General features: G+C 71.2%; 24 protein-coding genes. 20 read left to right on the top strand and 4 right to left on the bottom strand.

From position 1 onward, the window contains the following. Positions 1-172 precede the first annotated feature (172 nt). Positions 173-961, top strand: a complete 789-nt coding sequence (locus tag ACS5PV_RS22010; protein WP_455397480.1) for a DUF2189 domain-containing protein — start codon at positions 173-175, stop codon at positions 959-961. Between the two features lie 32 nt (positions 962-993). Here the strand turns inward: ACS5PV_RS22010 and ACS5PV_RS22005 are convergent, their stop codons facing one another. Further along, positions 994-2,214: a serine hydrolase domain-containing protein gene (locus ACS5PV_RS22005; RefSeq protein ID WP_455397479.1), complete on the bottom strand. Its 1,221-nt coding sequence runs from the start codon at positions 2,212-2,214 to the stop codon at positions 994-996. Between the two features lie 160 nt (positions 2,215-2,374). Between ACS5PV_RS22005 and ACS5PV_RS22000 the strand changes: the two genes are divergently transcribed. The 9 genes from ACS5PV_RS22000 to ACS5PV_RS21960 all read left to right on the top strand — a co-directional run bounded on the left by ACS5PV_RS22000 (position 2,375) and on the right by ACS5PV_RS21960 (position 10,921). After that, positions 2,375-3,325, top strand: coding sequence for an NAD(P)H-dependent flavin oxidoreductase (locus ACS5PV_RS22000; RefSeq protein ID WP_455397606.1), 951 nt, complete (start codon positions 2,375-2,377; stop codon positions 3,323-3,325). Positions 3,326-3,420: 95 nt separating this feature from the next. Next, the gene (locus tag ACS5PV_RS21995) at positions 3,421-4,659 is read left to right on the top strand and encodes a Zn-dependent hydrolase (protein ID WP_455397478.1); all 1,239 of its coding nucleotides are present in this window, start codon (positions 3,421-3,423) and stop codon (positions 4,657-4,659) included. Between the two features lie 94 nt (positions 4,660-4,753). After that, on the top strand, positions 4,754-5,395 hold the full coding sequence (locus ACS5PV_RS21990) for a hypothetical protein (RefSeq protein ID WP_455397477.1): 642 nt from the start codon (positions 4,754-4,756) through the stop codon (positions 5,393-5,395). Continuing rightward, positions 5,388-5,747: a winged helix-turn-helix domain-containing protein gene (locus ACS5PV_RS21985; RefSeq protein ID WP_455397476.1), complete on the top strand. Its 360-nt coding sequence runs from the start codon at positions 5,388-5,390 to the stop codon at positions 5,745-5,747. The genes ACS5PV_RS21990 and ACS5PV_RS21985 overlap by 8 nt, the downstream gene beginning before the upstream one ends. Positions 5,748-5,778: 31 nt before the next feature. Further along, complete coding sequence (locus ACS5PV_RS21980; protein WP_455397475.1) at positions 5,779-6,489, top strand: di-trans,poly-cis-decaprenylcistransferase; 711 nt, start codon at positions 5,779-5,781, stop codon at positions 6,487-6,489. Between the two features lie 590 nt (positions 6,490-7,079). Beyond that, positions 7,080-8,204, top strand: a complete 1,125-nt coding sequence (locus ACS5PV_RS21975) for a metallophosphoesterase (RefSeq protein WP_455397605.1) — start codon at positions 7,080-7,082, stop codon at positions 8,202-8,204. Between the two features lie 90 nt (positions 8,205-8,294). Continuing rightward, on the top strand, positions 8,295-9,176 hold the full coding sequence (kdsA, locus tag ACS5PV_RS21970) for a 3-deoxy-8-phosphooctulonate synthase (protein WP_455397474.1): 882 nt from the start codon (positions 8,295-8,297) through the stop codon (positions 9,174-9,176). Continuing rightward, a complete protein-coding gene (locus tag ACS5PV_RS21965; RefSeq protein WP_455397473.1) occupies positions 9,160-10,371 on the top strand; it encodes an MFS transporter in 1,212 nt (403 codons plus the stop codon). Before kdsA ends, ACS5PV_RS21965 begins: the two co-directional genes overlap by 17 nt. Positions 10,372-10,588: 217 nt before the next feature. Further along, positions 10,589-10,921, top strand: coding sequence for a hypothetical protein (locus ACS5PV_RS21960; RefSeq protein ID WP_455397472.1), 333 nt, complete (start codon positions 10,589-10,591; stop codon positions 10,919-10,921). 79 nt (positions 10,922-11,000) lie between these two features. On the opposite strand, the gene queF is transcribed toward ACS5PV_RS21960, so the two are convergent. Further along, positions 11,001-11,465 carry a preQ(1) synthase gene (gene queF, locus ACS5PV_RS21955; protein WP_455397471.1) on the bottom strand — a complete coding sequence of 155 codons (465 nt, stop codon included), beginning with the start codon at positions 11,463-11,465 and terminating at the stop codon, positions 11,001-11,003. Between the two features lie 165 nt (positions 11,466-11,630). Here queF and eno point away from each other — a divergent pair, with 165 nt between their 5' ends. Next, entirely contained in the window at positions 11,631-12,911 is a 1,281-nt protein-coding gene (gene eno, locus ACS5PV_RS21950) for a phosphopyruvate hydratase (protein ID WP_455397470.1), read from the top strand. A gap of 51 nt (positions 12,912-12,962) precedes the next feature. Here the strand turns inward: eno and ACS5PV_RS21945 are convergent, their stop codons facing one another. Next, on the bottom strand, positions 12,963-13,880 hold the full coding sequence (locus ACS5PV_RS21945; protein ID WP_455397469.1) for a DMT family transporter: 918 nt from the start codon (positions 13,878-13,880) through the stop codon (positions 12,963-12,965). A gap of 187 nt (positions 13,881-14,067) precedes the next feature. Here ACS5PV_RS21945 and ACS5PV_RS21940 point away from each other — a divergent pair, with 187 nt between their 5' ends. The 9 genes from ACS5PV_RS21940 (at position 14,068) to lpdA (ending at position 22,377) form a co-directional block, all read left to right on the top strand. After that, positions 14,068-14,964 carry a helix-turn-helix domain-containing protein gene (locus ACS5PV_RS21940; RefSeq protein ID WP_455397468.1) on the top strand — a complete coding sequence of 299 codons (897 nt, stop codon included), beginning with the start codon at positions 14,068-14,070 and terminating at the stop codon, positions 14,962-14,964. Positions 14,965-15,007: 43 nt separating this feature from the next. Continuing rightward, on the top strand, positions 15,008-15,319 hold the full coding sequence (locus tag ACS5PV_RS21935; RefSeq protein WP_455397467.1) for an FtsB family cell division protein: 312 nt from the start codon (positions 15,008-15,010) through the stop codon (positions 15,317-15,319). A 98-nt stretch (positions 15,320-15,417) separates the two neighbouring features. Next, complete coding sequence (gene pdhA, locus ACS5PV_RS21930; RefSeq protein WP_455397466.1) at positions 15,418-16,464, top strand: pyruvate dehydrogenase (acetyl-transferring) E1 component subunit alpha; 1,047 nt, start codon at positions 15,418-15,420, stop codon at positions 16,462-16,464. A gap of 105 nt (positions 16,465-16,569) precedes the next feature. Further along, positions 16,570-18,033 (top strand): pyruvate dehydrogenase complex E1 component subunit beta, encoded by a 1,464-nt coding sequence (locus ACS5PV_RS21925; RefSeq protein WP_455397465.1) that lies wholly within the window; start codon positions 16,570-16,572, stop codon positions 18,031-18,033. A 5-nt stretch (positions 18,034-18,038) separates the two neighbouring features. Then, positions 18,039-18,323, top strand: coding sequence for a DUF5076 domain-containing protein (locus ACS5PV_RS21920; protein ID WP_099904470.1), 285 nt, complete (start codon positions 18,039-18,041; stop codon positions 18,321-18,323). An 8-nt stretch (positions 18,324-18,331) separates the two neighbouring features. Next, the gene (locus ACS5PV_RS21915; RefSeq protein ID WP_455397464.1) at positions 18,332-18,928 is read left to right on the top strand and encodes a Uma2 family endonuclease; all 597 of its coding nucleotides are present in this window, start codon (positions 18,332-18,334) and stop codon (positions 18,926-18,928) included. A gap of 4 nt (positions 18,929-18,932) precedes the next feature. After that, on the top strand, positions 18,933-20,384 hold the full coding sequence (locus ACS5PV_RS21910; RefSeq protein WP_455397463.1) for a pyruvate dehydrogenase complex dihydrolipoamide acetyltransferase: 1,452 nt from the start codon (positions 18,933-18,935) through the stop codon (positions 20,382-20,384). A 154-nt stretch (positions 20,385-20,538) separates the two neighbouring features. After that, positions 20,539-20,937 (top strand): endonuclease domain-containing protein, encoded by a 399-nt coding sequence (locus tag ACS5PV_RS21905; RefSeq protein WP_455397462.1) that lies wholly within the window; start codon positions 20,539-20,541, stop codon positions 20,935-20,937. Then, a complete protein-coding gene (gene lpdA, locus ACS5PV_RS21900; RefSeq protein ID WP_455397461.1) occupies positions 20,938-22,377 on the top strand; it encodes a dihydrolipoyl dehydrogenase in 1,440 nt (479 codons plus the stop codon). It abuts the gene before it with no gap. Positions 22,378-22,533: 156 nt separating this feature from the next. On the opposite strand, the gene ACS5PV_RS21895 is transcribed toward lpdA, so the two are convergent. Then, positions 22,534-24,051: a trypsin-like peptidase domain-containing protein gene (locus ACS5PV_RS21895; protein WP_455397460.1), complete on the bottom strand. Its 1,518-nt coding sequence runs from the start codon at positions 24,049-24,051 to the stop codon at positions 22,534-22,536. Between the last annotated feature and the right edge of the window lie 285 nt (positions 24,052-24,336).

Raw genomic sequence — 24,336 nt, 5'->3', positions numbered from 1 at the left:
GGCGTGCGGCGGGATTCCCTCCCGCCCGCTGCGAGTAGACCCAAGGTTTCGATGCGACCGATCTGTCCGGTGCCCGTGCGGGCCGGACCGGGCGCCTGAGGACCGCCGACACGACGGCCCGACACGCGGCCCGGCCTCCCCGTCGCGGGTGCCTCTTCCCGGAGGACACGCGATGACGAGCTCGTTCCCCCTCTCCCACGGCTTTGCCGCCGCCCGCCCCGCCGTGCGGCGGATCGGCGCCCAGGACCTCAAGGCCGCCCTGTCGCGCGGCGTCGACGATTTCCTGGCGATGCCGACCCACGTGCTGTTCGTGGTGCTGATCTATCCGATCGCCGGCGTGCTGATCGCGGCGGCGACCTTCGAGCGCGACCTGATCCCGATCCTGTTCCCGCTCGCCGCCGGCTTCGCGCTGCTCGGGCCGTTCGCGGCGCTCGGCCTCTACGAGCTGAGCCGGCGGCGGGAATGGGGCCTGCCCGCCGCCTGGACCGACGCCTACGCGCCCTTGCGCGGCCGCTCGGCCAAGGCGGTGGCGGCGGTCGGCGTGGTGCTGGCGCTGATCTTCCTCGCCTGGCTCTGTGCCGCCATGGGCCTGTACTGGTCGCTCTACGGCAGCGTCTCCGAGCCCTCGCTGCTGGCCTTCCTCGACGACGTGCTGACCACGCCGCGGGGCTGGGGCCTGATCCTCGCCGGCAACCTCGTGGGAGCGGCCTTCTCGCTCCTGGCGCTCGCCGTCAGCGCGGTCTCGATCCCGCTCATCATCGACAAGGACGTCGATGCCGGCACGGCGGTCGAGACCTCGCTGGCGCTGATGCGGGAGAACCCCGGCACGATGCTCGCCTGGGGCGCCATCGTGGCCGGGATGCTCGTCATCGGCATGCTGTCGCTGTTCGTCGGCCTCGCGGTGGTGCTGCCGGTGCTCGGCCACGCCACCTGGCACCTCTACCGCCGGGCGGTGGGGTGAGCGGTCAGGCGGTCACCCCGTGATCGCCGCGATCACGAAGTGATCGCCGCGTAGGTGAGCACCCGCAGCTCGCGCCGGATCGGCCAGGTCGAGGACGGCATGAGCTGCGTCAGCAGGATCACGAACAGGTCCTCGGCGGGGTCGATCCAGAACGCCGTCGAGGCCGCCCCGCCCCAGGCGACCTCGCCCGGGGTGCCGAGGATCTGGGCCTTGGCCGGATCGAGCATCACCGAGAAGCCGAGGCCGAAGCCGATGCCGCTGTAGCTCGATTCCGAGAAGCGCGGCTGGCCCATGTCGGCGAGGTCGCCGCGCAGGTGGTTGGCGGTCATCAGGTCCACGGTCTTGGACCCTAGGAGCCGTACCCCGTCGAGCGCCCCGCGCCCGAGGATGAAGCGGCAGAACCGGGCGAAGTCGGAGGCCGTCGAGACGAGGCCGCCGCCGCCCGACGGCACGGCGCGGGGCTTGGCGTATCGGCCCTCGCGGGCGTCGTCGATCAGGGTCAGCCGGCCGCCCTCGGCCAGCGCGTAGTTCGAGGCGAAGCGGGCGAGCTTGTCGGCCGGAACGTGGAAGTCGGTGTCGACCATGCCGAGCGGCCGGATGATCCGCTCGCGCAGGAAGTCGTCGAACGGCACGCCCGAGATCACCGCCACGAGGTGGCCGAGCACGTCGGTGGCGATGCTGTAGTTCCACTCCGCTCCCGGCTGGGCCAGCAGCGGCAGGCTGGCCGCCTTCCCCACCACCTCGGCGAGCGAGGTCTCGGCGGTCTGGAAGTCGATGCCCTCGTCCCGGTACATCCGGTCGACCAGCGTCGCGTCCATGAAGCCGTAGGTCAGGCCCGAGGTGTGGGTGAGGAGGTCGCGAAACGTGATGTCGCGCTCCGCCGGCACGGTCTCCGGCTTGGCGCGGCTGCCGCCGGCGAGCACCCGCATGTTCCGGAACTCCGGCAGGAAGCGGGTGATGGGATCGTCGAGCTGGAAGCGGCCCTCCTCGTACAGCATCAGGATCGCCGTCGAGGTCAGGGGCTTCGTCATCGAGTAGATGCGCACGATGGTGTCGTGCTCCATCGGCAGGCCCCGGGCGAGGTCGCGCAGGCCCTCCTGGCGGGAAAACACCACCTGGCCGCGTCGGGCGACGGTCACCGACAGGCCCGGCAGCTTCCCGGCCTCGACGTAGCCCCGCATCCACGGGACGATCCGGTCAAGCCGCTCCGACGAGAGGCCGACCGCCTCCGGGGTTCCGATCTCAGCCTGCACGCCCTGCCTCCGGATTGTGAGGGGAGGCGCGCACAGGAATGCTGGTATCGATCTCCGTCAAGCCCGCCCGTTGACCGCACCCGGGCCGCGGTGCGATGCGGGAGTGCAACGAGACCTCGTGAACGAGACCGTCAACGAGTTCCTGGGAGCCACGCCGCCGATGTCCCTGCCCGACAGCCTCCGCCACGCCCTCGCCCTGCCGGTGATCGCCTCGCCGATGTTCATCGTCTCGGGGCCCGAGCTCGTCATCGCGCAGTGCGTGAACGGCATCGTCGGCTCGTTCCCGGCGCTCAACGCCCGTCCGAAGGAAGCCCTCGACGAGTGGCTGACCCGGATCGACGCGGCGCTCGACGAGGCCAGGGCGGCGGACCCTGCGCGCATCGTCGCGCCGTACGCCGTCAACCAGATCGTCCACGCCTCGAACGACCGGCTGGAGCACGACCTGACGGTCTGCGGCAAGCACAAGGTGCCGATCATCATCACCTCGCTGCGCGCCCCCGACGCGGTGGTCTCGGCGGTGCACGGCTGGGGCGGGCTGGTGTTCCACGACGTCACGACCGTGCGCCACGCCGAGAAGGCGCTGGAGGCCGGGGTCGACGGGCTGATCCTGGTCTGCGCCGGGGCCGGGGGGCATGCCGGCACGCTCTCGCCCTTCGCCCTCGTCGGCGAGGTGCGGCGCTTCTACGACGGACCGCTGATCCTGTCGGGCGCGATCACCACCGGCGACGCGATCCTCGCCGCCCAGGCGATGGGCGCGGACCTCGCCTACATGGGCACCCGCTTCATCGCCACGCAGGAGGCGAACGCCGCCCCGGCCTACAAGGAGATGATCGTCGGCACGACGGCCGCGGACGTGCTCTACACCCCCTACTTCACCGGCGTGCCGGGCAACTACCTCAAGCCCAGCGTCACCGCCGCCGGCCTCGACCCCAACGCGCTGCCGGAGGTCGACAAGACCAAGATGAACTTCGGCTCGGGCACCACCAAGGCCTGGCGCGACATCTGGGGCGCCGGCCAGGGCGTCGGCACCATCGACGACGCGCCGGCGACCGCCACGGTGATCGACCGGCTGAAGGCGGAATACGCGGCGGCGCGGGCCAGGATCGGGTAGCCCGCACACCCCACCCCCGCGCCCGGCGCTTGTCCGCCGGGCACGGTCCTCGCATCCTGGCGCCCGCTCCCCCGAGTGCAGCGTGAGGACCCGCGATGACCACCAACCTCTCCGTGAACGGCAACCGGCTGTGGGACACCCTGATGGTGTCGGCCGGCATCGGCACCGGGCCGCGAGGCGGCCTGCGGCGCCTGACCCTGACCGAGCCGGACCGGGTGGTGCGCGACCAGCTGAAGGCCTGGGCCGCGGAGGGCGGCTATCCCCTCACCGTCGATGGGCTCGGCAACATGGTGCTCAGGCGCGAAGGCACCGAGCCCGGCCTGCCGCCGGTGGTGATCGGCAGCCACCTCGACACCCAGTGGGCCGGCGGGCGCTTCGACGGCATCCTCGGCGTGCTCGCGGGGCTCGAGGTGCTGCGCACCCTCGACGATCTCGGGATCGCGACGCGCCGCGCCATCGAGGTGGTGAACTGGACCAACGAGGAGGGCGCGCGGTTCTCGCCGCCGATGCTGTGCTCGCTCGCCTGGTCCGGCCAGGCGACGCCGGACTGGGTCGAGAACCGGCGCGACCGCGACGGGATCCGCTTCGGCGACGCCCTCGACGGCATCGGCTATCGCGGGCCCGAACCCGTCGGCGGGCGCACCATCGACGCGTATTTCGAACTGCACATCGAGCAGGGCCCGGCCCTCGACCGGGCCGGCGTGCCGGTCGGCATCGTGACGGGCGGCTATCCGAGCTGCGGCATGCGCATCGCCGTCGAGGGCGCCACCGCCCATACCGGACCGACCCCGATGTCCGAGCGCCACAACGCGCTCGTCGGTGCCGCCATGGTGGCGGTGGCGGTCAACGACATCGGCTGGGCGCATGCCGACACCGACGCCAAGGCCACCGCCGCCCGCCTCGACTTGGTGCCGAACCTCCCCGGCACCCTGTCGGAATACGCCGAGCTCTTCATCGACATGCGGGCGCCGAAGCTCGAGACCCTCGAGGCCATGAAGGCGTCGTTGCGCGCCGCCCTGCCCGACTGCGCCGCCCGTTCGCTCACCCGGATCTCGGTCGCCGAGGAATGGGGCTTCGGGGTCTTCTCCTTCGACGACGGGCTGATCGGCCTCTTGCGCGAGACCGCCGGGCGCCTCGGCGTCCCGACCATGGACCTGCGCTCCCAGGCCGGACACGACGCCTACCACGTCGCCCGGGTCGCCCCCGCCTGCATGATCTTCACCCCCTGCCGCGACGGCATCACCCACAACGAGGCCGAGGACATCGCCCTGGAGCCGACCCTGCCGGGCGTGAACGTGCTGCTCCACGCCGCCCTGGCGCGGGCCAACCGCTAGGCCGCCCGGGCGGTCGCCGAGACCGCCCGGCTTCCGCTTGCGAGGCTTTGCGGATCGGTGTACTTTGCATCGGAAAGTTGACGCGGGCTCTCCGATGCGCGACCTCGACAGGACCGACCCCGACCGGATCCATCTCGACAAGGCCTTGGCCGACATCGTGGCGATCCGCAGCCAGGTCGCCGCCGGCGCCGCCTTCCAGGGCTACGGCCCCTCCGCCCTCGCCCTCACCGGCGTCCTGGCGCTCGCCACCGCGTTCCTGCAGGCTCTCCTCCTCGACGACCCGACGGCAAGCCCGCTGACCTTCCTCGCCGGCTGGATCGCCGCCGCGTTCCTCGCGGTCGGGGTGATCGGGGCCGAGATGCGGGCGCGCAGCCGCCGGCACCATTCCGGCCTCGCCGACGCGATGATCCTCAACGCCGTCGAGGCGTTCCTGCCGGCCGGCGCCGCCGGCGCCCTGCTGCTCCTGGTGCTGGCCCGCCTCGCCCCGGATTCCCTCTGGCTCTTGCCGGGCCTGTGGCAGATCCTGGTCGGCCTCGGGCTGTTCGCCTCCTTGCGCGCCCTGCCGCGGGCGGTGGCCTTCGCGGCGGGCTGGTACGTGGTCGCGGGTCTCGGCACCATCGCGGCCGCGGCCGAGGGGCATGCCCTCTCGCCCTGGAGCATGGGCCTGCCCTTCGCGGTCGGGCAGGGCCTGCTCGCCCTCGTCCTCCACCTCAGCCCCGGAGACGACCATGCCTGAGCCCGCGCCCTACGCCTATGACGGGCTCGACCGGGTGCTGCACGAGCGCGCGCGGCTCAGCCTGCTCACCTCGCTGGCCGCGCACCCGAAACCCCTCGCCTTCGCCGACCTCAAGCAGCTCTGCGGCCTGACCGACGGCAATCTCAGCCGCCACCTCGCGGTGCTGGAGGAGGCGGGGCTCGTCGAGATCCGCAAGGGCTACGAGGGCCGGCGCCCGCTCACCACCTGCCGCCTCACCCCGGCCGGGCGCCAGCGCTTCGTCGACTACCTCGCGGTGCTGGAGCGCGTGGTCCGCGACGCCGCCGAGGCGGCGCGGCAGGGCCAGGACGACCCCGATCCCCTCCCCGCCTGACACCCCCCCCTTTTTACCCGGAGACTTTGCAATGCAAAGAACTTCAACTCACAGCGAAAAAGTAGGCGAGAAGCTCCATGTCGGCCTCATCATGGACGGCAACGGGCGCTGGGCGGAAAGCCGCGGCCTGCCGCGGTGCGTCGGGCACGAGGCCGGGGTCGGGACGGTCCGCCGGGTGGCGCGGGCCGCGCCGGACCAGGGCATCGGCACGCTGACGCTCTACGCCTTCTCGGCCGACAACTGGCGCCGCCCGCCGGCCGAGGTGGCCGGGCTGATGGGCCTGCTTCGCCTCTACCTCGCCCGCGAGGTCGACGTCTTGCGCCGCGACGGCGTGCGCCTCACCGTGATCGGCCGGCGCGACCGCCTGCCCGCGGGCCTCGCCGACGCGATCGCCGCCGCCGAGGCGGCTACGCGGGACGGCGCCCGCCTGCACCTGCGCATCGCCCTCGACTACTCGGCCCGCGACGCGATCCTGGCCGCCGCCCGCCTCGTCGGCCCCGCCGCCACCCGCGAGGAGTTCGGCCGCCTCGTCGCCCCCGACAGCGCGCCCGAGGTGGATCTGGTGATCCGCACCAGCGGCGAGCAGCGCCTCTCTGACTTCCTGCTCTGGGAGAGCGCCTATGCCGAGCTGCACTTCACCCCCTGCCCCTGGCCGGATTTCGGCGAGGCGGAGCTGGCCGAGGCGATGACGGCGTTCCGTGCCCGCCAGCGCCGCTTCGGCGGCCTGCCGGCGGCGGCGTGAGGGCTTCTTCCCCCAACCCGCCATCGGCGCGAGATCCCGGCCGGGGAGCCCCACGTCACCGCGCTTCTGCGCGGCGAGGGCGAGGAGACCGCCCTGCGGGGCGTCGCGGCGCGAGCCCGAAGGCTTGCCACGCGAGCCCGAAGCCTGGCCGGACCCGCCGGACGCCGGCATGCGGGAGGCCATGACGTTTCGCCGTCGGGCGGAAGCTTTGCGTGCGTGGCGCCCTCGGGCCTGCGCGCCCCGGTACCGCGCAGGACGGCCTCGACCGTGGCGCCGTCGATGCGGCGGGAGGCGCCGCTGCGGGATCGCTCGTCGATCCTCGGCACGGTCGCCCCGGACGCCGCTGCACCCGGCGCCGACGCGTGGGTCCTGCGGTGTCCGGCCGATATCCTCGGGCGTCGCGCCCGGTCGGGCTCGGCCTCACTGCCGGCCGCAGGAGGCATCGGCATGCGCGGTTGCGGGAAATCGGCCCTGCGACGTTCGTCGCCGCGCTTCAGGACCAGGACACGGAGCGTTTCTCCGGCGATCGGACGCTGCTAACGGGGAGCAGCGGAACCGGCTCGGCCGGTCAGCCGTGCAGGAGGCAGACCATCTTCCACCTCATCTTCGCGACGCCCTGCGCCTACGTGATCGCACGCTGGCTCGCGCCCCTCGGGCTGCCGCTGGCCGCCAAGGTCGCCATCGCCCTGCTGCTGCTCGCCGCCTCGCAGTTCCACCTCTGGAACCGGCTCTCCTCCGGCTCGGTCTTCGCACCCGAATTCCCGCGCGGGGTCGTGCTCGCGCTCAACTGGGCCTTCGGGGCGATCCTGCTGCTCGCCGTGCTCCAGATCCTCGTCGATCTCGGCGCCCTGGGGACCGCCCTCCTGCGCTGGAGCCCGGTCGCGGTCCCGGACGGGGTGCGGCTCGGGGCGGCCGGGCTCGCGGCCCTCGGCGTCGCCGAGGCCGTGCGGGTGCCGCCGGTCCGGGACGTGGCGGTGGCGATCCCCGGCCTGCCGCCGGCCTTCGAGGGCTACCGGCTGCTCCAGCTCACCGACCTGCACCTGAGCCGCCTCTTCCCGGCGCCCTGGGCCCGCGCCGTGGTCGAGCGCGCCAACGGGGCGAACGCCGACCTGATCGTGGTGACCGGCGACTTCATCGACGGCTCGGTGGCGATGCGCCGGGACGACGTCGCGCCCTTGCGCGACCTGCGGGCGCCGGACGGGGTGTTCGCCATCCCGGGCAACCACGAGTACTTCTTCGACTACCCGGCCTGGATGCGCCACCTCGCGGGCCTCGGCCTGACGATGCTGCCGAACGCCCACGCGGTGATCGCCCGGGACGGGGCCCGCCTCGTCGTGGCCGGCGTCACCGACGCCTCGGCCCCGTCCGCCGGCGAGGCCGGGCCCGATCTCGCGGCGGCGCTCGCCGGCGCCCCGACCGGCGCGCCGGTCGTGCTCCTCGACCACCAGCCGAGGAACGCGAAGCGGGCGGCGGGGCGCGGCGTCGCGCTCCAGCTCTCCGGCCACACCCATGGCGGGATGATCCTCGGCCTCGACCGGCTGGTGGCGCGGGGCAACAACGGCTTCGTCTCGGGCCGCTACGAGGTCGCCGGCATGACCCTCTACGTCGGCAACGGCACCGGGATCTGGCCGGGCTTCGCGCTCCGCCTCGGCCGGCCCTCCGAGATGACCCGCTTCACCCTGCGCTCCGCGCCCCCCGCCGACGCTCCCGGCTGAGCGCCGGGGCCTTCCGCTCGACATCGCCGGCCCGGCGGACGAACCCGCACCTTCCCGCGCCCGCCGAAACCCGCTACGCCTCGACGCACCATGCCGACTCCATCCTCCTCGACCGCCCCCTCGCCCCTCGTCGTCGCGGCCGGCTCCGTCCGCTTCGGCAACCACCTGCCGCTGAGCCTGATCGCCGGCCCCTGCGCCCTGGAGAGCCGGAGCCACGCCCTCGAGGTCGCGGGCGCCCTCAAGCAGATGACGGCGGATCTCGGGATCGGCCTCGTCTTCAAGTCCTCGTTCGACAAGGCCAACCGCACCTCGGCGGGATCGAGCCGCGGCCTCGGCCTGACCCAGGCGCTGCCGATCTTCGCCGAGATCCGCGAGACCCTGGGGCTGCCGGTCGTCACCGACGTGCACGAGGCCGGCCACTGCGCCGCGGCGGCCGAGGCCGTCGACGTGCTCCAGATCCCGGCCTTCCTGTGCCGGCAGACCGATCTGCTGCTCGCCGCCGCCGCCACCGGGCGCGTCGTCAACGTCAAGAAGGGGCAGTTCCTCGCCCCCTGGGACATGGCCCACGTCGCGGCCAAGATCACCGGCGCCGGCAACCCCAACGTGCTGCTGACCGAGCGCGGCGCCTCCTTCGGCTACAACACGCTCGTCTCGGACATGCGGGCCCTGCCGATCATGGCGCAGGTGAGCGGCGGCCTGCCGGTGGTGTTCGACGCCACCCATTCGGTGCAGCAGCCCGGCGGCCAGGGCGCCACCTCGGGGGGCCAGCGCGAATTCGTGCCGGTGCTCGCCCGCGCCGCGGTGGCGGTCGGCGTCGCGGGCGTGTTCATCGAGACCCACGCGGATCCCGACCGGGCGCCCTCCGACGGGCCCAACATGGTCCCCCTGCGCCGGATGCCGGCGCTGCTCGCCGAGCTTCAGGCCTTCGACCGGCTCGCCAAGTCCCGACCCGCGGATGGGACCGGCGGCTGACGGGACGGCGGCGATGCAGGCCGCGGCGACCTCCGACTCCCCCTCGCGCCTGATCGCGGTCCTGGCCGCGGGGGGATTCGCCAGCACCTTCGCCGGCCGGGTGGTCGAGCCGCTGGTCGGCGTGCTCGCCCGCGACCTCGCGAGCCCGCCCGCCACCGTCGCGCTCCTCTCCACCGCCTTCGCCCTGCCCTACGCGCTGATCCAGCCGGTCCTCGGTCCGGTCGGCGACGCGCTCGGCAAGGAGCGGGTGGTGGTGGCCTGCCTCGCCGTGCTGACCCTGGCGCTCGCGGCCTGCGCCTTCACCGGCGACATCGGCACCCTGTTCGGCCTGCGGATGCTGGCGGGGGCGGCGGCCGGCGGGGTGATCCCGCTCTCGCTCGCCATGATGGGCGACCGCATCCCGATGGCGCAGCGCCAGGTGGCGATCGGCCGCTTCCTCGTCGCGGTGATCCTCGGCCAGCTCTCGGGCTCGACCGTCGCCGGGCTGATCGAGGGCGCGATCGGCTGGCGCGGCGTGTTCTGGCTCGCCGCCGGGGTCGGGGCGATGGGCCTCCTCGGCGTCGCCCTCGGCTTTGCCCGGCGCCTGCGCGCGCCCGGCGGGCGCTTCGCCCTCGCGCCTGCGCTCGCGCGCTACCGCGCCATCCTGCGCAATCCCCGCGCCCGGGTGCTGTTCGCGGCCGTCTTCGTCGAGGCGATCGCGGTCTTCGGCATCTTCCCGCACCTCGCCCACCTGATCGAGGCGCGCGGCGAGGGCGGGCCGCGGGAGGCCGGCCTGGTGCTCGCGGGCTTCGCCGCCGGGGGGCTGGCCTACTCCCTCACCGTCGGGCTCCTGCTGCGCTTCCTCGGCCAGACCCGGATGCTGATGGCCGGCGGCGCGGTCTCGGGGGCGGCCCTCACGGTCGTCGGCCTCGCCGGCTCCTGGCAGGCCGACGCGGCGGCGCTCGTGGCGCTCGGCCTCGGCTTCTACATGCTGCACAACACCTTCCAGGTGCAGGTGACCGAGGTGGCGCCGGAGGCCCGCGCCTCGGCGGTGGCGCTGCACGCCTTCTCGTTCTTCTGCGGCCAGGCCCTCGGCGTCGCCGTGCTGGGCTTCGGCCTCACGGCGCTGGGCCAGCTGCCGGCGCTGGCGCTCTGCGCCGCCGCGATCCTGGTCCTCGGGCTTGCCACCGCCCGGCGCCTGGCGCGCAGCGGCTGACGATTCCCGGCTGACGATCCGCGGCCGCCGCCAGTTCAGCCCGAGTTCAGGCGACCGGCGCGAGGATCAGCGTCAGTCACGCCCCCGCCGTTACGACCGGAGACCCGGTCCAGCGCGGCGCAAGCGGGCGGTCCCGGACGCGAACGATTGCGGGAACCCTTCCCGGCGAAGCTCGTTATCCGGGTCATATGGCTTGAACGAAAGCAGGAGATCAACGATGCGCAAGCTGGCGATCATCCCGGCCCTCGCCGTCGCCCTCGGCGCCATGTCCACCGTCGCCCCCTCCCCGGCGCAGGCCCAGGGCTGGCGCGGTCACGGCTACGGCCATGGTGGATACGGCCACGGCTACGGCCGCGGTTACGCCGGCCGGCCCTACGCCTATGGCGGTCGTCGCCGCGGCATCTCGCCGGGTGCCGCGGTCGGCCTCGGCATCGCGGGTGCGGCGGTCGGCGCGATCGGCGCCGCGGCCGCGGCCGACGCGGCCCGCCGCAACGGCTACGGCTATTACGGTGCCCCGGCCCCGGCCTACGGGTATGGCTACGGCTACTGAGATCTGAGCCGCACCTGAGTGCGGGACGGGCGGTCGGGGAAACCCGGCCGCCCTTCTCTTTTGTCGTCAGCCGAGGTCCTCAGCCTCTTGCCCGGTAGGGCGGCACGCCCTGGTCGGGCAGCCAGACCGAGGCCGGCGGGGTGCCGGTCTGCCAGAACACGTCGATCGGGATGCCGCCGCGGGGGTACCAGTAGCCGCCGATGCGCAGGTACCGCGGCTCGAGCAGCGCGGTCAGCCGGCGGCCGATGCCGACGGTGCAGTCCTCGTGGAAGGCGCCGTGGTCGCGGAAGCTGTGCAGGTAGAGCTTGAGCGACTTCGACTCGACGAGCCATTGATCCGGCACGTAGTCGATCACCAGGATGGCGAAGTCGGGCTGGCCGGTGACCGGGCAGAGCGAGGTGAATTCCGGCGCGGTGAAGCGGGCGCAGTAATCGGTGTCCGGGTGCGGGTTCGGCACGCGGTCGAGCTGGGCCTCCTCGGGCGAGCGCGGCGAGGCGACGGGCTGCCCGAGCTGCCGGGCGTGTTGCGAGATGTCTTGGGTCATGCCCGCCCTATAGACCCGCGCGGGCCCGCGCGATACCGCCCGCCCCGCCTGAGCCCGGCACCGGCGAACTTCCCCAGCGCCAGACCCTCGGGCGGCTTGCCGCAGGCGGCATCTTGGCCGATAAGCCGCCCGAACGTCGCAAAGCCTGCCCGAGAGATCCTCTCAATGACCGCGATCACCAACATCGCCGCCCGCCAGATCCTCGACAGCCGGGGCAATCCCACCGTCGAGGTCGACGTGCTCCTGGAGGACGGCTCCTTCGGCCGCGCCGCCGTTCCGTCGGGCGCCTCGACCGGTGCCCACGAGGCGGTGGAGCTGCGCGACGGCGACAAGTCCCGCTACGGCGGCAAGGGCGTGCTCAAGGCCCTCGAATCGGTCAATGGCGAGATCCTGGACGCCATCGGCGGCATGGACGCCGAGGAGCAGGCCGCCATCGACGAGGCGATGATCGAGCTCGACGGCACGCCGAACAAGGCGCGGCTGGGCGCCAACGCGATCCTGGGCGTCTCGCTCGCCGTCGCCAAGGCCGCCGCCGAGGCCTCCGGCCTGCCGCTCTACCGCTACGTCGGCGGCACCCAGGCCCGGATCCTGCCGGTGCCGATGATGAACATCATCAACGGCGGCGCGCATGCCGACAACCCGATCGACTTCCAGGAATTCATGATCATGCCGGTGGGCGCCGACTCGCTCGCCGAGGCGGTGCGCTGGGGCGCCGAGGTGTTCCACACCCTCAAGGGCGCCCTGAAGAAGGCCGGCCACAACACCAATGTCGGCGACGAAGGCGGCTTCGCCCCCAACCTCCCCTCGGCCGAGGCCGCCCTCGACTTCGTGATGGACTCGATCCGCGCCGCCGGCTTCGAGCCCGGCCGCGACATCGTCATCGCCCTCGACTGCGCCGCCACCGAGTTCTTCAAGAACGGCTCGTACGTCTACGAGGGCGAGGGCAAGACCCGCGACCCGGAGGCCCAGGCCACCTACCTGGCGAAGCTCGTCGATTCCTACCCGATCCTGTCGATCGAGGACGGCATGTCCGAGGACGACTGGGCCGGCTGGAAGGCGCTGACCGACAAGGTCGGCAACCGCTGCCAGCTCGTCGGCGACGACCTGTTCGTGACCAACGTCGCGCGCCTGTCGGAGGGCATCGCCAAGGGCACCGCGAACTCGATCCTGGTGAAGGTCAACCAGATAGGCTCGCTCACCGAGACCCTGGCCGCCGTCGACATGGCCCACCGCGCCGGCTACACCGCGGTGATGTCGCACCGCTCCGGCGAGACCGAGGACGCGACCATCGCCGACCTCGCCGTCGCGACCAATTGCGGGCAGATCAAGACCGGCTCGCTCGCCCGCTCGGACAGACTGGCCAAGTACAACCAGCTCATCCGCATCGAGGAGGGCCTCGGCACGCAGGCCCGCTACCTCGGCCGCGGCGCGCTGAAGGTCGGCTGAGCTGTCTCGGTGGAGGGGCATCGCATGCCCCTCCCCGCCTTCGAGACAGGATCACGCCTTGCAGGCCGCCTCCGGGCGGCCTTTTTGGTGGGCGCGCAGGGCCCGCAGCGGCGCGAACACCACGACGTTGCCGGCGAGCACCAGGGCGAAGCCGAGGCCGGCGAGCGGCGTCACCCGGTAGCCTTCCGCGAAGACCGAGATCGTCAGCGCCACGACCGGGAACAGCACCGTCATGTAGGCCGCCTTCTCGGGGCCGATCCGGTGCACCACCGTCAGGTAGGCGGTGAAGCCGATCACCGAGCCGGGGATCGCCAGATAGATGAGCGCCCCGACGTAGGCCGGCGACGGATCGAAGCCGAACGGCACGCCGCGTAAAAGCGCGACCGTCGCCACGAGCGCGGCGCCGTAGAGCATGCCGTAGGCGTTCACCGTGGCCACGGGGAGCCCGTGGCGCTGGTTGCGGGCCGAGACGAGGTTGCCGGCCGAGAAGAACCAGGTGCCGAGAAGCGCCAGGCCGAGGCCGATCGCGGTGTCCCGGTCGAGGGCGGTGCTCACCAGGGTGTCCCGGAACAGGCAGGCGATGCCGAGAAGCCCGATCACCGCCCCGGCCAGCACCCGCGGCGCCGGGCGGCGACGGTGAAACAGGTACGCGTTGGCGACGTTGAAGACGGTCGCCGCCGAGAACACCACCGAGACGATGCCGCTCGGGACCGAGCGCGTGGCGAGATAGAAGCAGGCGAAGTTGCACGAGAACAGGCAGAGCGCCTGCAACAGCACGAAGGGCTGGTGCCGCCACGGGATGGCCTTGAGCCGCCCGGTGAGGGCCAGCGCGCCGAACAGGACGGCGCCGGCGAGCGCGAAGCGGTAGGCGATCGAGGCCTCGAAGGCGACGGCGCCGAGCTGGTGCTTGATGGCGATCCAGGTCGTGCCCCAGATGAGCACGGTCAGGGCGTAGAGGAAGGCGGTCACGGGGGGCGGGTTCCGGTCGGGCTGGTGCGGGAAGCCCCTGATAGGCCGGTCGCGGGCGGGCTGGCTTCCGGTTTCCGGCGGTGGCCTTGTCCGTTCTTGGGGCTTTCTCGCCGGGGATGCGCCCCGCCCCGTTGCCGCCGGCGTCGCTCGGCCCCTACGGTCGGAGTGTGAAGCCCGACCCCCGCACATGACCGAGCCGAACCCCGACGTCCGCGACGCCCTCTCCCGCACCGGTGCGGCGCTCCTGCGCAGCGCCGAGATCGGGCGCGGGCTGTCGCTGGCCGAGTGGCACAACCGCGACAACCGCGCCCGCTACGACCGCCCGGACCACCACACCTTGAGCCTCTACCTCGAAGGCGGCGAGGGCGTGGTGCGCGAGGACGGCGCCCTGTCGGGCGGCGGGCCGGACAAGGTCTGCCTCCTGCCCGCCGGCCACGAGAGCCGGTGGCTGATCGGCGGTCGCCTGCGGATGGTCCATCTCTACGTCGCGCCCGAGACCCTGGCCTACCAGGCGGTGAGCGCCCTCGACGTCGATCCCCGCACCGTCTCGTTGCGCGAGGCGACCTTCGCGGAGGATCCCGCGACCGCGATGCTGATCCGCGGCGCCGTGCTGCCCCTCGACTGGGCGGCGGGCGCCGACCGGATGGCGCTCGGGAGCGCCTGCCACCTCCTGCTCCACGCCCTCCTGCGGCGACACGCCGGCCCGGGCGGACAACGGGCGGTGAAGGGCGGCCTGTCGCCCGCGGTCCGGCGCCGCATCGCGGAGCTGATCGAGGCGCGTCTCGCCGAGGCCCTGACCCTCGAGGTGCTGGCCGACGAGGCGGGCCTCAGCACCTTCCACTTCGCCAAGATGTTCAAGGCGAGCTTCGGCCTGGCGCCGCACCGCTACGTGACCGAGCGGCGGATCGCCAGGGCCAAAGATCTTCTGGCCAAGGATCTTCTGGCCAAGGATCTTCTGGTGGATGGGCGGACGGGCCTCGCCGGGATCGCCCTCGCCTGCGGCTTCGCCTCGCAGAGCCACTTCACCCGCCGCTTCGCCCAGGCGACCGGCCTGACCCCGGCGGCGTGGCGGGGGGCCGCGTGACGGCTTTGAGCCTTCCTTAACCCTCCCGCCCCATTCTCCCCGCATGGTAGTCCGTCGTCGCGCCCGTGCCGTCCTGTTGCCGCTCGGCCTCTACGCCGTGTCGATCCTCGTGGTCGGCTACTTCCTGCACGAGGCCGAGAGCGGAAGCCGCGGCCTCGAGGCGAAGCGCGCGCTCAAGATCCAGGCCTACGGCCTGCAGCAGGAGCTCGACGCCACCAAGGCCGACCGGACCGAGTGGGAGCGCCGCGTGGCGCTGCTGCGCAGCGACCAGATCGACCGCGACCTCCTGGAGGAGCGCGCCCGGGTCGTGCTCGGCCGCGTCCACCCCAACGACGTCGTCATCATGACCCCCTGACTTCGTCCCGGCAGCGGCTTTCCGTCCCGAACCGCTCGATTTGCGCCGCCACCTGCCCTAAGAACTCTCCCACAAAGGTAGCAGCCGGGAGGGTGCCGATGGATGCCGCGAAAGAGGCGCGCCGCGGGAGCGACAAGACCCGCGAGAAGGCGGCCCCGCCGCCCGCGGCCTCGTCGAACGTGCCGGCCTTCAGCCGCGACGAGGACCTGCACGCCTATCGCGAGATGCTGCTGATCCGCCGCTTCGAGGAGAAGGCCGGCCAGCTCTACGGCATGGGCCTGATCGGCGGGTTCTGCCACCTCTATATCGGCCAGGAGGCCGTGGTGATCGGGGTCCAGATGGCCTCGAAGGACGGCGACCAGGTCATCACCGGCTACCGCGACCACGGCCACATGCTGGCCTGCGGCATGGAGCCGAACGGGGTCATGGCCGAGCTCACCGGCCGCAAGGGGGGGTACTCCCGCGGCAAGGGCGGCTCGATGCACATGTTCTCCCGCGAGAAGAACTTCTATGGCGGCCACGGCATCGTCGGCGCGCAGGTCTCGCTCGGCACCGGCATCGGCTTTGCCAACAAGTATCGCGGCGACGGCGCGGTAAGCCTCACCTACATGGGCGACGGCGCGGCCAACCAGGGCCAGGTCTACGAGAGCTTCAACATGGCGCAGCTGTGGAAGCTGCCCGTGGTCTACGTGATCGAGAACAACCGCTACGCCATGGGCACCTCGGTCTCGCGCGCCTCGGCCCAGACCGATTTTTCCAAGCGCGGCGTCTCCTTCGGCATCCCGGGCGAGCAGGTCGACGGCATGGACGTGCGCGCCGTGCGCGAGGCGGCGGCCCGGGCCATCAGCCATGCCCGCGACGGCCAGGGGCCGTACATCCTCGAGATGCAGACCTACCGCTACCGCGGCCACTCGATGTCCGACCCGGCCAAGTACCGGACGAAGGACGAGGTCGCCCGGATGCGCGAGGAATCCGACCCGATCGAGCAGGTCCGCAAGCGCCTGCTCGGGCCGCACAAGGTGGCGGAGGACGAGATCAAGGCGATCGACGCCAAGGTGCGGGAGATCGTGAACGCGTCGGCGGACTTCGCCACCAGCGACCCCGAGCCCGATCCGTCCGAGCTCTGGACCGACATCCTGCTCTAGCGCCCCGCTCCGGCGCCCCCGGCCGTCCGCGCCGCTCGCGGACGGCTTCGCCCCTGGCCGGCGCCCGACCCGGCGCGCCCCTCTCCCGGATCGACAGAGTCCCCCATGCCGACCGACATCCTGATGCCCGCCCTCTCGCCGACGATGGAGCAGGGCAAGCTCGCGAAGTGGCTCAAGAAGGAGGGCGACCCGGTCAAGGCCGGCGACATCCTGGCCGAGATCGAGACCGACAAGGCGACCATGGAGGTCGAGGCGGTCGACGAGGGCGTGCTCGCCAAGATCCTGGTCGCCGACGGCACCGACAACGTCGCGGTCAACACGCCGATCGCGGTGCTCGCCGAGGAGGGCGAGGACCCGGCGAGCGTCGAGGCCGGCGGCGGAAAGCCCAACGGCAAGGGCCAGGATCAGGGCAAGCAGGAGGGCCAGAAGGCGCCCGCCCCCGACATGCAGGCGGAAGGCCAGGCCGGGCAGCCCGCCCCCGCCGCCAAGACCGAGGACGACGGGCCGGTAGGCAAGCCCGCCGCCCCCGCGGTGATCACCAACCGCGGCCAGGACCCGGCGATGGCCGAGATCCCGGAGGGCACCCAGATGGTGACCCAGACCGTGCGCGAGGCCCTGCGCGACGCGATGGCCGAGGAGATGCGCCGCGACGACAAGGTCTTCGTGATGGGCGAGGAGGTCGCCGAGTACCAGGGCGCCTACAAGATCACCCAAGGCCTGCTCCAGGAATTCGGCGCGAAGCGCGTCGTCGACACCCCGATCACCGAGCACGGATTCGCCGGCGTCGGCGTCGGCGCGGCGTTCACGGGCCTCAAGCCCATCGTCGAGTTCATGACCTTCAACTTCGCCATGCAGGCGATCGACCAGATCATCAACTCGGCGGCCAAGACCCTCTACATGTCCGGCGGCCAGCTCGGCTGCCCGATCGTGTTCCGCGGCCCCAACGGCGCGGCGGCCCGGGTCGGCGCCCAGCACAGCCACGACTACGCCGCCTGGTACTCCAACGTGCCGGGCCTGAAGGTCGTGATGCCCTACACCGCCTCCGACGCGAAGGGCCTCCTGAAGAGCGCGATCCGCGACCCGAACCCGGTGGTGTTCCTCGAGAACGAGATCCTCTACGGCCAGTCCTTCCCGGTGCCGCAGCTCGACGACTTCACGGTGCCGATCGGCAAGGCCAAGGTCCACCGCGAGGGCAAGGACGTGACGATCGTGTCGTTCGGCATCGGCATGACCTACGCCCTCAAGGCCGCCCACGAGCTCGCCGAGGCCGGGATCGAGGCCGAGGTGGTCGACCTGCGCACCCTCCGGCCGATGGATTCGGAGACGGTGGTCGCCTCGGTGAAGAAGACCGGCCGCTGCATCACCGTCGAGGAGGGTTTCCCACAATCGGGCGTCGGCGCCGAGATCGCCGCCCGCCTGATGGTCGATGCCTTCGACTACCTCGACGCGCCGGTCCTGCGCATCACCGGCAAGGACGTGCCGATGCCCTACGCGGCGAACCTCGAAAAGCTCGCCCTGCCGAACGTCGCGGAAGTGATCGAGGCGGCCAAGGCCGTCTGCTACCGGTGACCCCCATGGCAGAGGACGAGCCCCGCTTCGAGGCCCTGGACATCCCGCCCGACGCTCTGGAGCAGGGCGGCATCGAGGTGCTGCGCGCCGCCGTTGTCGACGGCGCGGTGAGCGTCGCGCTCCGCCGCTCCTTCGACGACCCGGCGACCTGGGGCCGGTTCCTCATCGACCTCGCCCGCCAGGCGGCGCAGGTCTATGCCCGCGAGACCGAGCTGTCCGAGGAGGAGGCCTTCGCGCGCATCCGCGCCGGGATGGAGGCCGAGAGCCTCGATCCCGAGAGCTTCAACTGAGGCGTCCCATGGCCGAGGCCGCGCCGCTTTGGGCCACCTATGCCGACCTCGAGGCGGTGCCGGACCACCTCGTGGCCGAGATCGTCGATGGCAGGCTGGAGACCCACGTGCATACGCTGCCGCGGCTCGGTGTCGCCCTTGCGGCTCTAGCCGGCGAGCTGGGGGCGCCGTTCTCCCGCGGACGGGGCGGCCCCGGCGGCTGGCTCTTCATGCCTCGGACCGAATTTCATGTCGGACGGCAGGTTCTGGTGCCCGACCTTGCCGGGTGGCGCCGCGAGCGCCTGTCGTGCATCGACCCCGACGCTGGCTACATCGAGACCCCGCCGGACTGGGTCTGTGAGATCCTGTCTCCCTCCACCGCCCGGCTCGACCGCGGGCCGAAGCGGCGGATCTACGCCGAGGCCGGGGTGAGCCATCTCTGGCTGCTCGATCCCGCCGTCGGCGTGCTCGAAGCCTTCGCCCTCTCGGACGGTCGCTGGCTGCTGCTCGGCACCGTCGCGCGCGGCGAGACCGTGGCGCTAGCGCCCTTCGACGCCGTCCCGTTCCCCCTCGACGACCTGTTCCCCTTCGACGATCCGGCCGCCCCTCCTCCCGCCGAGACCTGAATCCATGCCGATCAACGTGCTGATGCCCGCCCTCTCGCCGACGATGGAGAAGGGCAACCTCGCCAAGTGGCTCAAGAAGGAGGGCGACGCGATCAAGTCGGGCGACGTGCTCGCCGAGATCGAGACCGACAAGGCGACGATGGAGGTCGAGGCGGTCGACGAGGGCGTGCTCGCCAAGATCGTGGTGCCGGAGGGCACCGCCGACGTGCCGGTCAACGACCTGATCGCCCTCATCGCCGAGGAGGGCGAGGACCCCAAGAGCGTGCAGGCCGGCGGCACCGGTCAGACGGCGGGGGCACCGGCCAAGGCCGAGGCCGGAAAGGCGGACGGCGCGAAGCCCCAGGTGCCGGCCGGCAACGAGACGCCCGGCGGCGGCACGATGTCCTACGAGCGGGTCGACACCGCGCCGGAGGGCGCACGGCCGTCGGGAGCCAAGCCCGGCGGCCAGCCGAACGGCGCGGCGGCGCCTGCCTCGGGCCGCCTGTTCGCCTCGCCGCTCGCCCGCCGCATCGCCAAGCAGGAGGGCGTCGACCTCGCCGCGGTGAAGGGCTCGGGCCCGCACGGGCGGATCATCGAGCGCGACGTGCGCGCGGCGCTGGAGGGCGGCACGGCCAAGCCGGCGGCCCGGCCCGCCGCCAAGGAAGCCCCCGCCGCCGCGGCGAAGCCCGACACCGCGCAAGCCCAGAAGCCCGCTGCGGCCGCCCCGCCGTCGGGCCTCTCGGCCAAGCAGGTGATGGGGATGTTCGAGCCGGGCTCCTACGAGGAGGTGCCCCTCGACGGCATGCGCAAGACCATCGCCAAGCGCCTGGTCGAGTCGAAGCAGACCGTCCCGCACTTCTACCTCTCCCTCGACGTCGAGCTCGACGCGCTGCTCTCCCTGCGCGAGCAGGTCAATGCCGGGGCGACCAAGGACAAGGACGGCAAGCCGGCCTTCAAGCTCTCGGTCAACGACTTCGTCATCAAGGCGCTGGCGCTCGCCCTCCAGCGGGTGCCGGCGGCGAATTCGGTGTGGGCCGAGGACCGGGTCCTGCGCTTCCGCCACTCCGACGTCGGCGTCGCGGTGGCGATCGACGGCGGGCTGTTCACGCCGGTGATCCGGAAGGCCGAGCAGAAGACCCTCTCGACCATCTCGGCCGAGATGAAGGATCTGGCCGCCCGCGCCCGGACGAAGAAGCTCAAGCCCGACGAGTACCAGGGCGGCACGACCGCGGTGTCGAATCTCGGCATGTTCGGCATCAAGTCCTTCGGCGCGGTCATCAACCCGCCCCACGGCACCATCCTGGCGGTCGGCGCCGGCGAGGCCCGGGTGGTGGCCAAGAACGGTGCCCCGGCGGTGGTCCAGGCGATGACGGTGACGCTGTCGTGCGACCACCGGGTGGTCGACGGGGCGCTCGGCGCCGAACTGCTCGCGGCCTTCAAGGGCCTGATCGAGAGCCCGATGGGCATGCTGGTCTAGCACTTTCCCCTCCCCCTTGTGGGGAGGGGTTAGGGGTGGGGGTGGGGCCGAAGAAATCTCGCGCTCCATCCTGCACCACCCCCACCCCCAGCCCCTCCCCACAAGGGGGAGGGAAGGCGCCTCCTTCGTTCCCAGTAGAGAAGAGGAACTGCTGGTGCCCTGGAACGGATCGCCCGAGCAGTCGGCATCACCGCGGGCCCGAGCGAACGCCAAGGTCATGCGCCACGCTCTCACTCCGGCGGAGAAGCGGCTGTGGTGGCATCTGCGCCATCGGCTGCCGGTCGAGGGATCGCATTTCCGGCGGCAGGTCGCGCTCGGGCCGTACGTCGCCGACTTTTGCTGCCTCGGCGCGCGGCTGATCGTCGAGGTCGATGGTGGCCAGCACGGCTTTCCCGATCAGCAGGCCTACGACGCCACGCGCACGGCGGCTCTCGAGGCGCACGGCTTCCGGGTTCTGCGTTTTTCCAACGCGGACGTGTTGCGCGCGATTGACGGTACGCTGGACACAATCATAGCGGCCCTGGCCGCCACCCCGCCCTCCTCGGAGACCTGAATGTCCGACACCTACGACGTCCTCATCATCGGCGCCGGCCCCGGCGGCTACGTGGCGGCGATCCGGGCCGCGCAGCTCGGCTTCAAGACGGCGGTGGTGGACCGCGAGCACTTAGGGGGCATCTGCCTCAACTGGGGCTGCATCCCGACGAAGGCGCTGCTGCGCTCGGCCGAGATCTACCACTACATGCAGCACGCCAAGGATTACGGCCTGTCGGCGGACAACGTCCGCTTCGACACCGCGGCCATCGTCAAGCGCTCCCGCGGGGTGTCCGGCCGGCTCAACGGCGGCGTCGGCATGCTGCTCAAGAAGAACAAGGTCGACGTGATCTGGGGCGAGGCGGCGATCGAGGCGGCGCCGAAGGGGAGCGAGGCCGGCCGGGTCGTGGTCAAGGAGACGAAGCGCGCCGAGGCGCCGAAGGGTGCCAAGGCGGCGGGCACCTACGGCGCCAAGCATATCATCGTGGCGACCGGCGCCCGGCCGCGGGCGATCCCGGGCATCGAGCCGGACAGACGCCAGATCTGGACCTACTACGAGGCGATGGTCCCGGAAAAAATGCCCAAGAGCCTGCTGGTGATGGGCTCGGGCGCGATCGGCATCGAGTTCGCCTCGTTCTACCGCACCATGGGCGCCGAGGTGACGGTGGTGGAACTGCTGCCGCAGATCCTGCCGGTGGAGGACCACGAGATCGCCGCCCACGCCCGCAAGCGCTTCGAGAAGCAGGGCATCAGGATCCTCACCGGCGCCAAGGTGACCAAGGTCGCGAAGGGCGGCGACGCGGTCACCGCCACGATCGAGAGCGAGGGCGGCAAGGCCCAGGAGATCACCGCCGAGGTCCTGATCTCGGCGGTCGGCGTCGTCGGCAACATCGAGAATCTCGGGCTCGACAAGCTCGGCGTCACGATCGAGCGCGGCATCGTCGCCACCGACGGGCTCGGGCGGACGAACGTGCCGGGAATCTACGCCATCGGCGACGTCGCCGGCCCGCCGATGCTCGCCCACAAGGCCGAGCACGAGGGCGTGATCTGCATCGAGACCATCAAGGGCCTGCACACCCACCCGATGGACAAGGGCAAGATCCCGGGCTGCACCTACTGCCAGCCGCAGGTGGCCTCGGTCGGCCTCACCGAAGCCAAGGCCAAGGAGCAGGGCTTCGACGTGCGGGTCGGCCGCTTCCCCTTCGCGGGCAACGGCAAGGCGATCGCGCTCGGCGAGCCCGACGGCCTGGTGAAGACGATCTTCGACCGCAAGACCGGGCAGTTGCTCGGCGCCCACATGGTCGGGGCCGAGGTGACGGAGTTGATCCAGGGCTACGTCGTGGCGATGAACCTCGAGACCACCGAGGAAGAGCTGATGCACACGGTCTTCCCGCACCCGACCCTCTCGGAGATGATGCACGAGAGCGTGCTCGACGCGTATGGGCGGGTGATCCACACGTAGTACCAGAAGACGACCGGGGATCGTCCCGGAGCGAAGAGTCGGCGACCGGGCGCAGAAGGGCGCGCGGTCGCCTCCGTCCACAACTCTCCGGGGTTCGCGTCCCTCAATCCAGCCCCTCGCACGTCTCGGGACAGGCTTGGAAGCGCCGGGGCGGTATCACTGGCAAGCGACGAACCCGCTCACGGCTTTCGCCGTATCCGCGAGATCCGCGGGATCGAGCCTAGTTCCCGTCGTCGAGCCCGGGTGGACGGCAACCTGGTTCGATTCCAGGAACGTCGCGAGCATCGTGCTCTTGATGGCGAAATTGATGTTCTGGGGGAAGTCGCCGGAGGCGAGCGCCACCTTGAGCACGTTCAGCTTCGCCGCAACCACGCCGACGGCGTTCCCGTAGCCGTCCAGGAGCGGTCCGCCCGAGTTGCCCTGCTGGACGGGTGTGGAAATTTGGTAATACCGGCTGTCGTCACCGATTCCCGACAAGGCGGTCACATTTCCGAGTGTGAAATTGCCCGAACTCGCCAGGATATCCGCGTGAGGATACCCGAAAGCGGCGACGTTCTCACCCAGCCGCGCGCCCATCCGCAGAGCCGCGAACTTTCCGCCCTTGGCGTCGTCGAGCGCCAGGAGGGCGAGATCGTTGCTGCTGTCCGTCGCGACGATACGCGCCATGTGGGCCGCCTTGTTGTCGTTGAGCTTGACGGTAACAAGCCTGCAATCCTTGATCACATGGGCGTTCGTGACGAAATTGCCGTTGGCGTCGACGAAGAAGCCCGAGCCCGTCGAGATGCCCCTGTCTTCGGATTTCGGCCCAACGGGAGGCGCGGCGGAAGGGAGCGGTGCCGAGGCGGGAGGCGGATTCTCCCGCGCGACGGGCTGGGCGGGAGCACGCAAGGGCGGCGTCGCGGCGACCTGAGGGGCTGCCTGCGACGTTCCGGGCGGCTCGATCATCGGACGTCCATTCATCACGGAGCCGAGCGACGCCGACATTAGGATGGCGACACGTTCGCCGCTGACGTTCCCTTTTGCGTTGTCCCAAAACAGCGAGAAGCCCAGGACCCCATCGCCGTCCTGATGATAGCGAAGATATTCGTCCTTGCCGCCCGCCGACGTGGCCGAGATGACGAACCATCCGTCTTTGATTACGCTGTAATTGATTGTGTAGCGATTGCGACGCTTGCGTTCGAGCGTATCAGAGTAGACGAGATCGATGCCGACCGAAGAAAAATAATTGTACTTCACGCTTAGTCGATCGAGGGTATCATCGAATGCGAGGCCGTTCTTGTTCGTGGATGGGCGCAGCAACAAGCCCTGCGGCATCCATATCGGACGACCACGCCACGGATGTTCGGTCAGCTTGAAGCTCCACAGGCTCAGCATCGGCACCGCGGCCGTGACGAGTCGATCGACCGTCGGCTTGCTCAGCACCCCGTCCGGCCGGATGCCGTTTTGCTCCTGGAATCGCTTGGTCGCCTCGAAGGTGCGAAGGCCCAGACTCTCCGTAGGAACGGAGGTTTGATGACCGGTTGCGATCAGCAGAATTTGGGAGAGAATACGGGAGCGAAAACTATGATCCTCATTGAAGACATATTCCGCCCTCGCGAACTCCGGCGTCCGCACCTGAGCTTTGACCGGGCTGATAGCCAATCCGGCAGCAAGAGCCAACGCGAAGACACGCATGAAGGGCTGCCCCGATACACTTCGCATAGTATTTACGACCAGCCGCCTCATTGTCAAACGAGAAGCAGGTACGCGTCCCGGCCTCGCGCATGATCAAGCGCAATCCATGGGCACTGGACGTCCGATTTCTCCGGTATGATGAACCAAGTCCTGTGACGTGCTCCTAGAGCGTGTTATGAACTTATGACGTAGCGTGGGCGTTGAGGGGTATGAGCGCCGATCGCCCCGCCTACCCGTCCGACGTGTCCGATGAAGAATGGGCGCTGGTGGCGCCGTACCTGGCGT

This window comes from Methylobacterium sp. Gmos1 (assembly GCF_053764715.1).
Note: the sequence above shows the minus strand (reverse complement) of the source record. Positions and strands in the feature narration are given on the sequence as shown.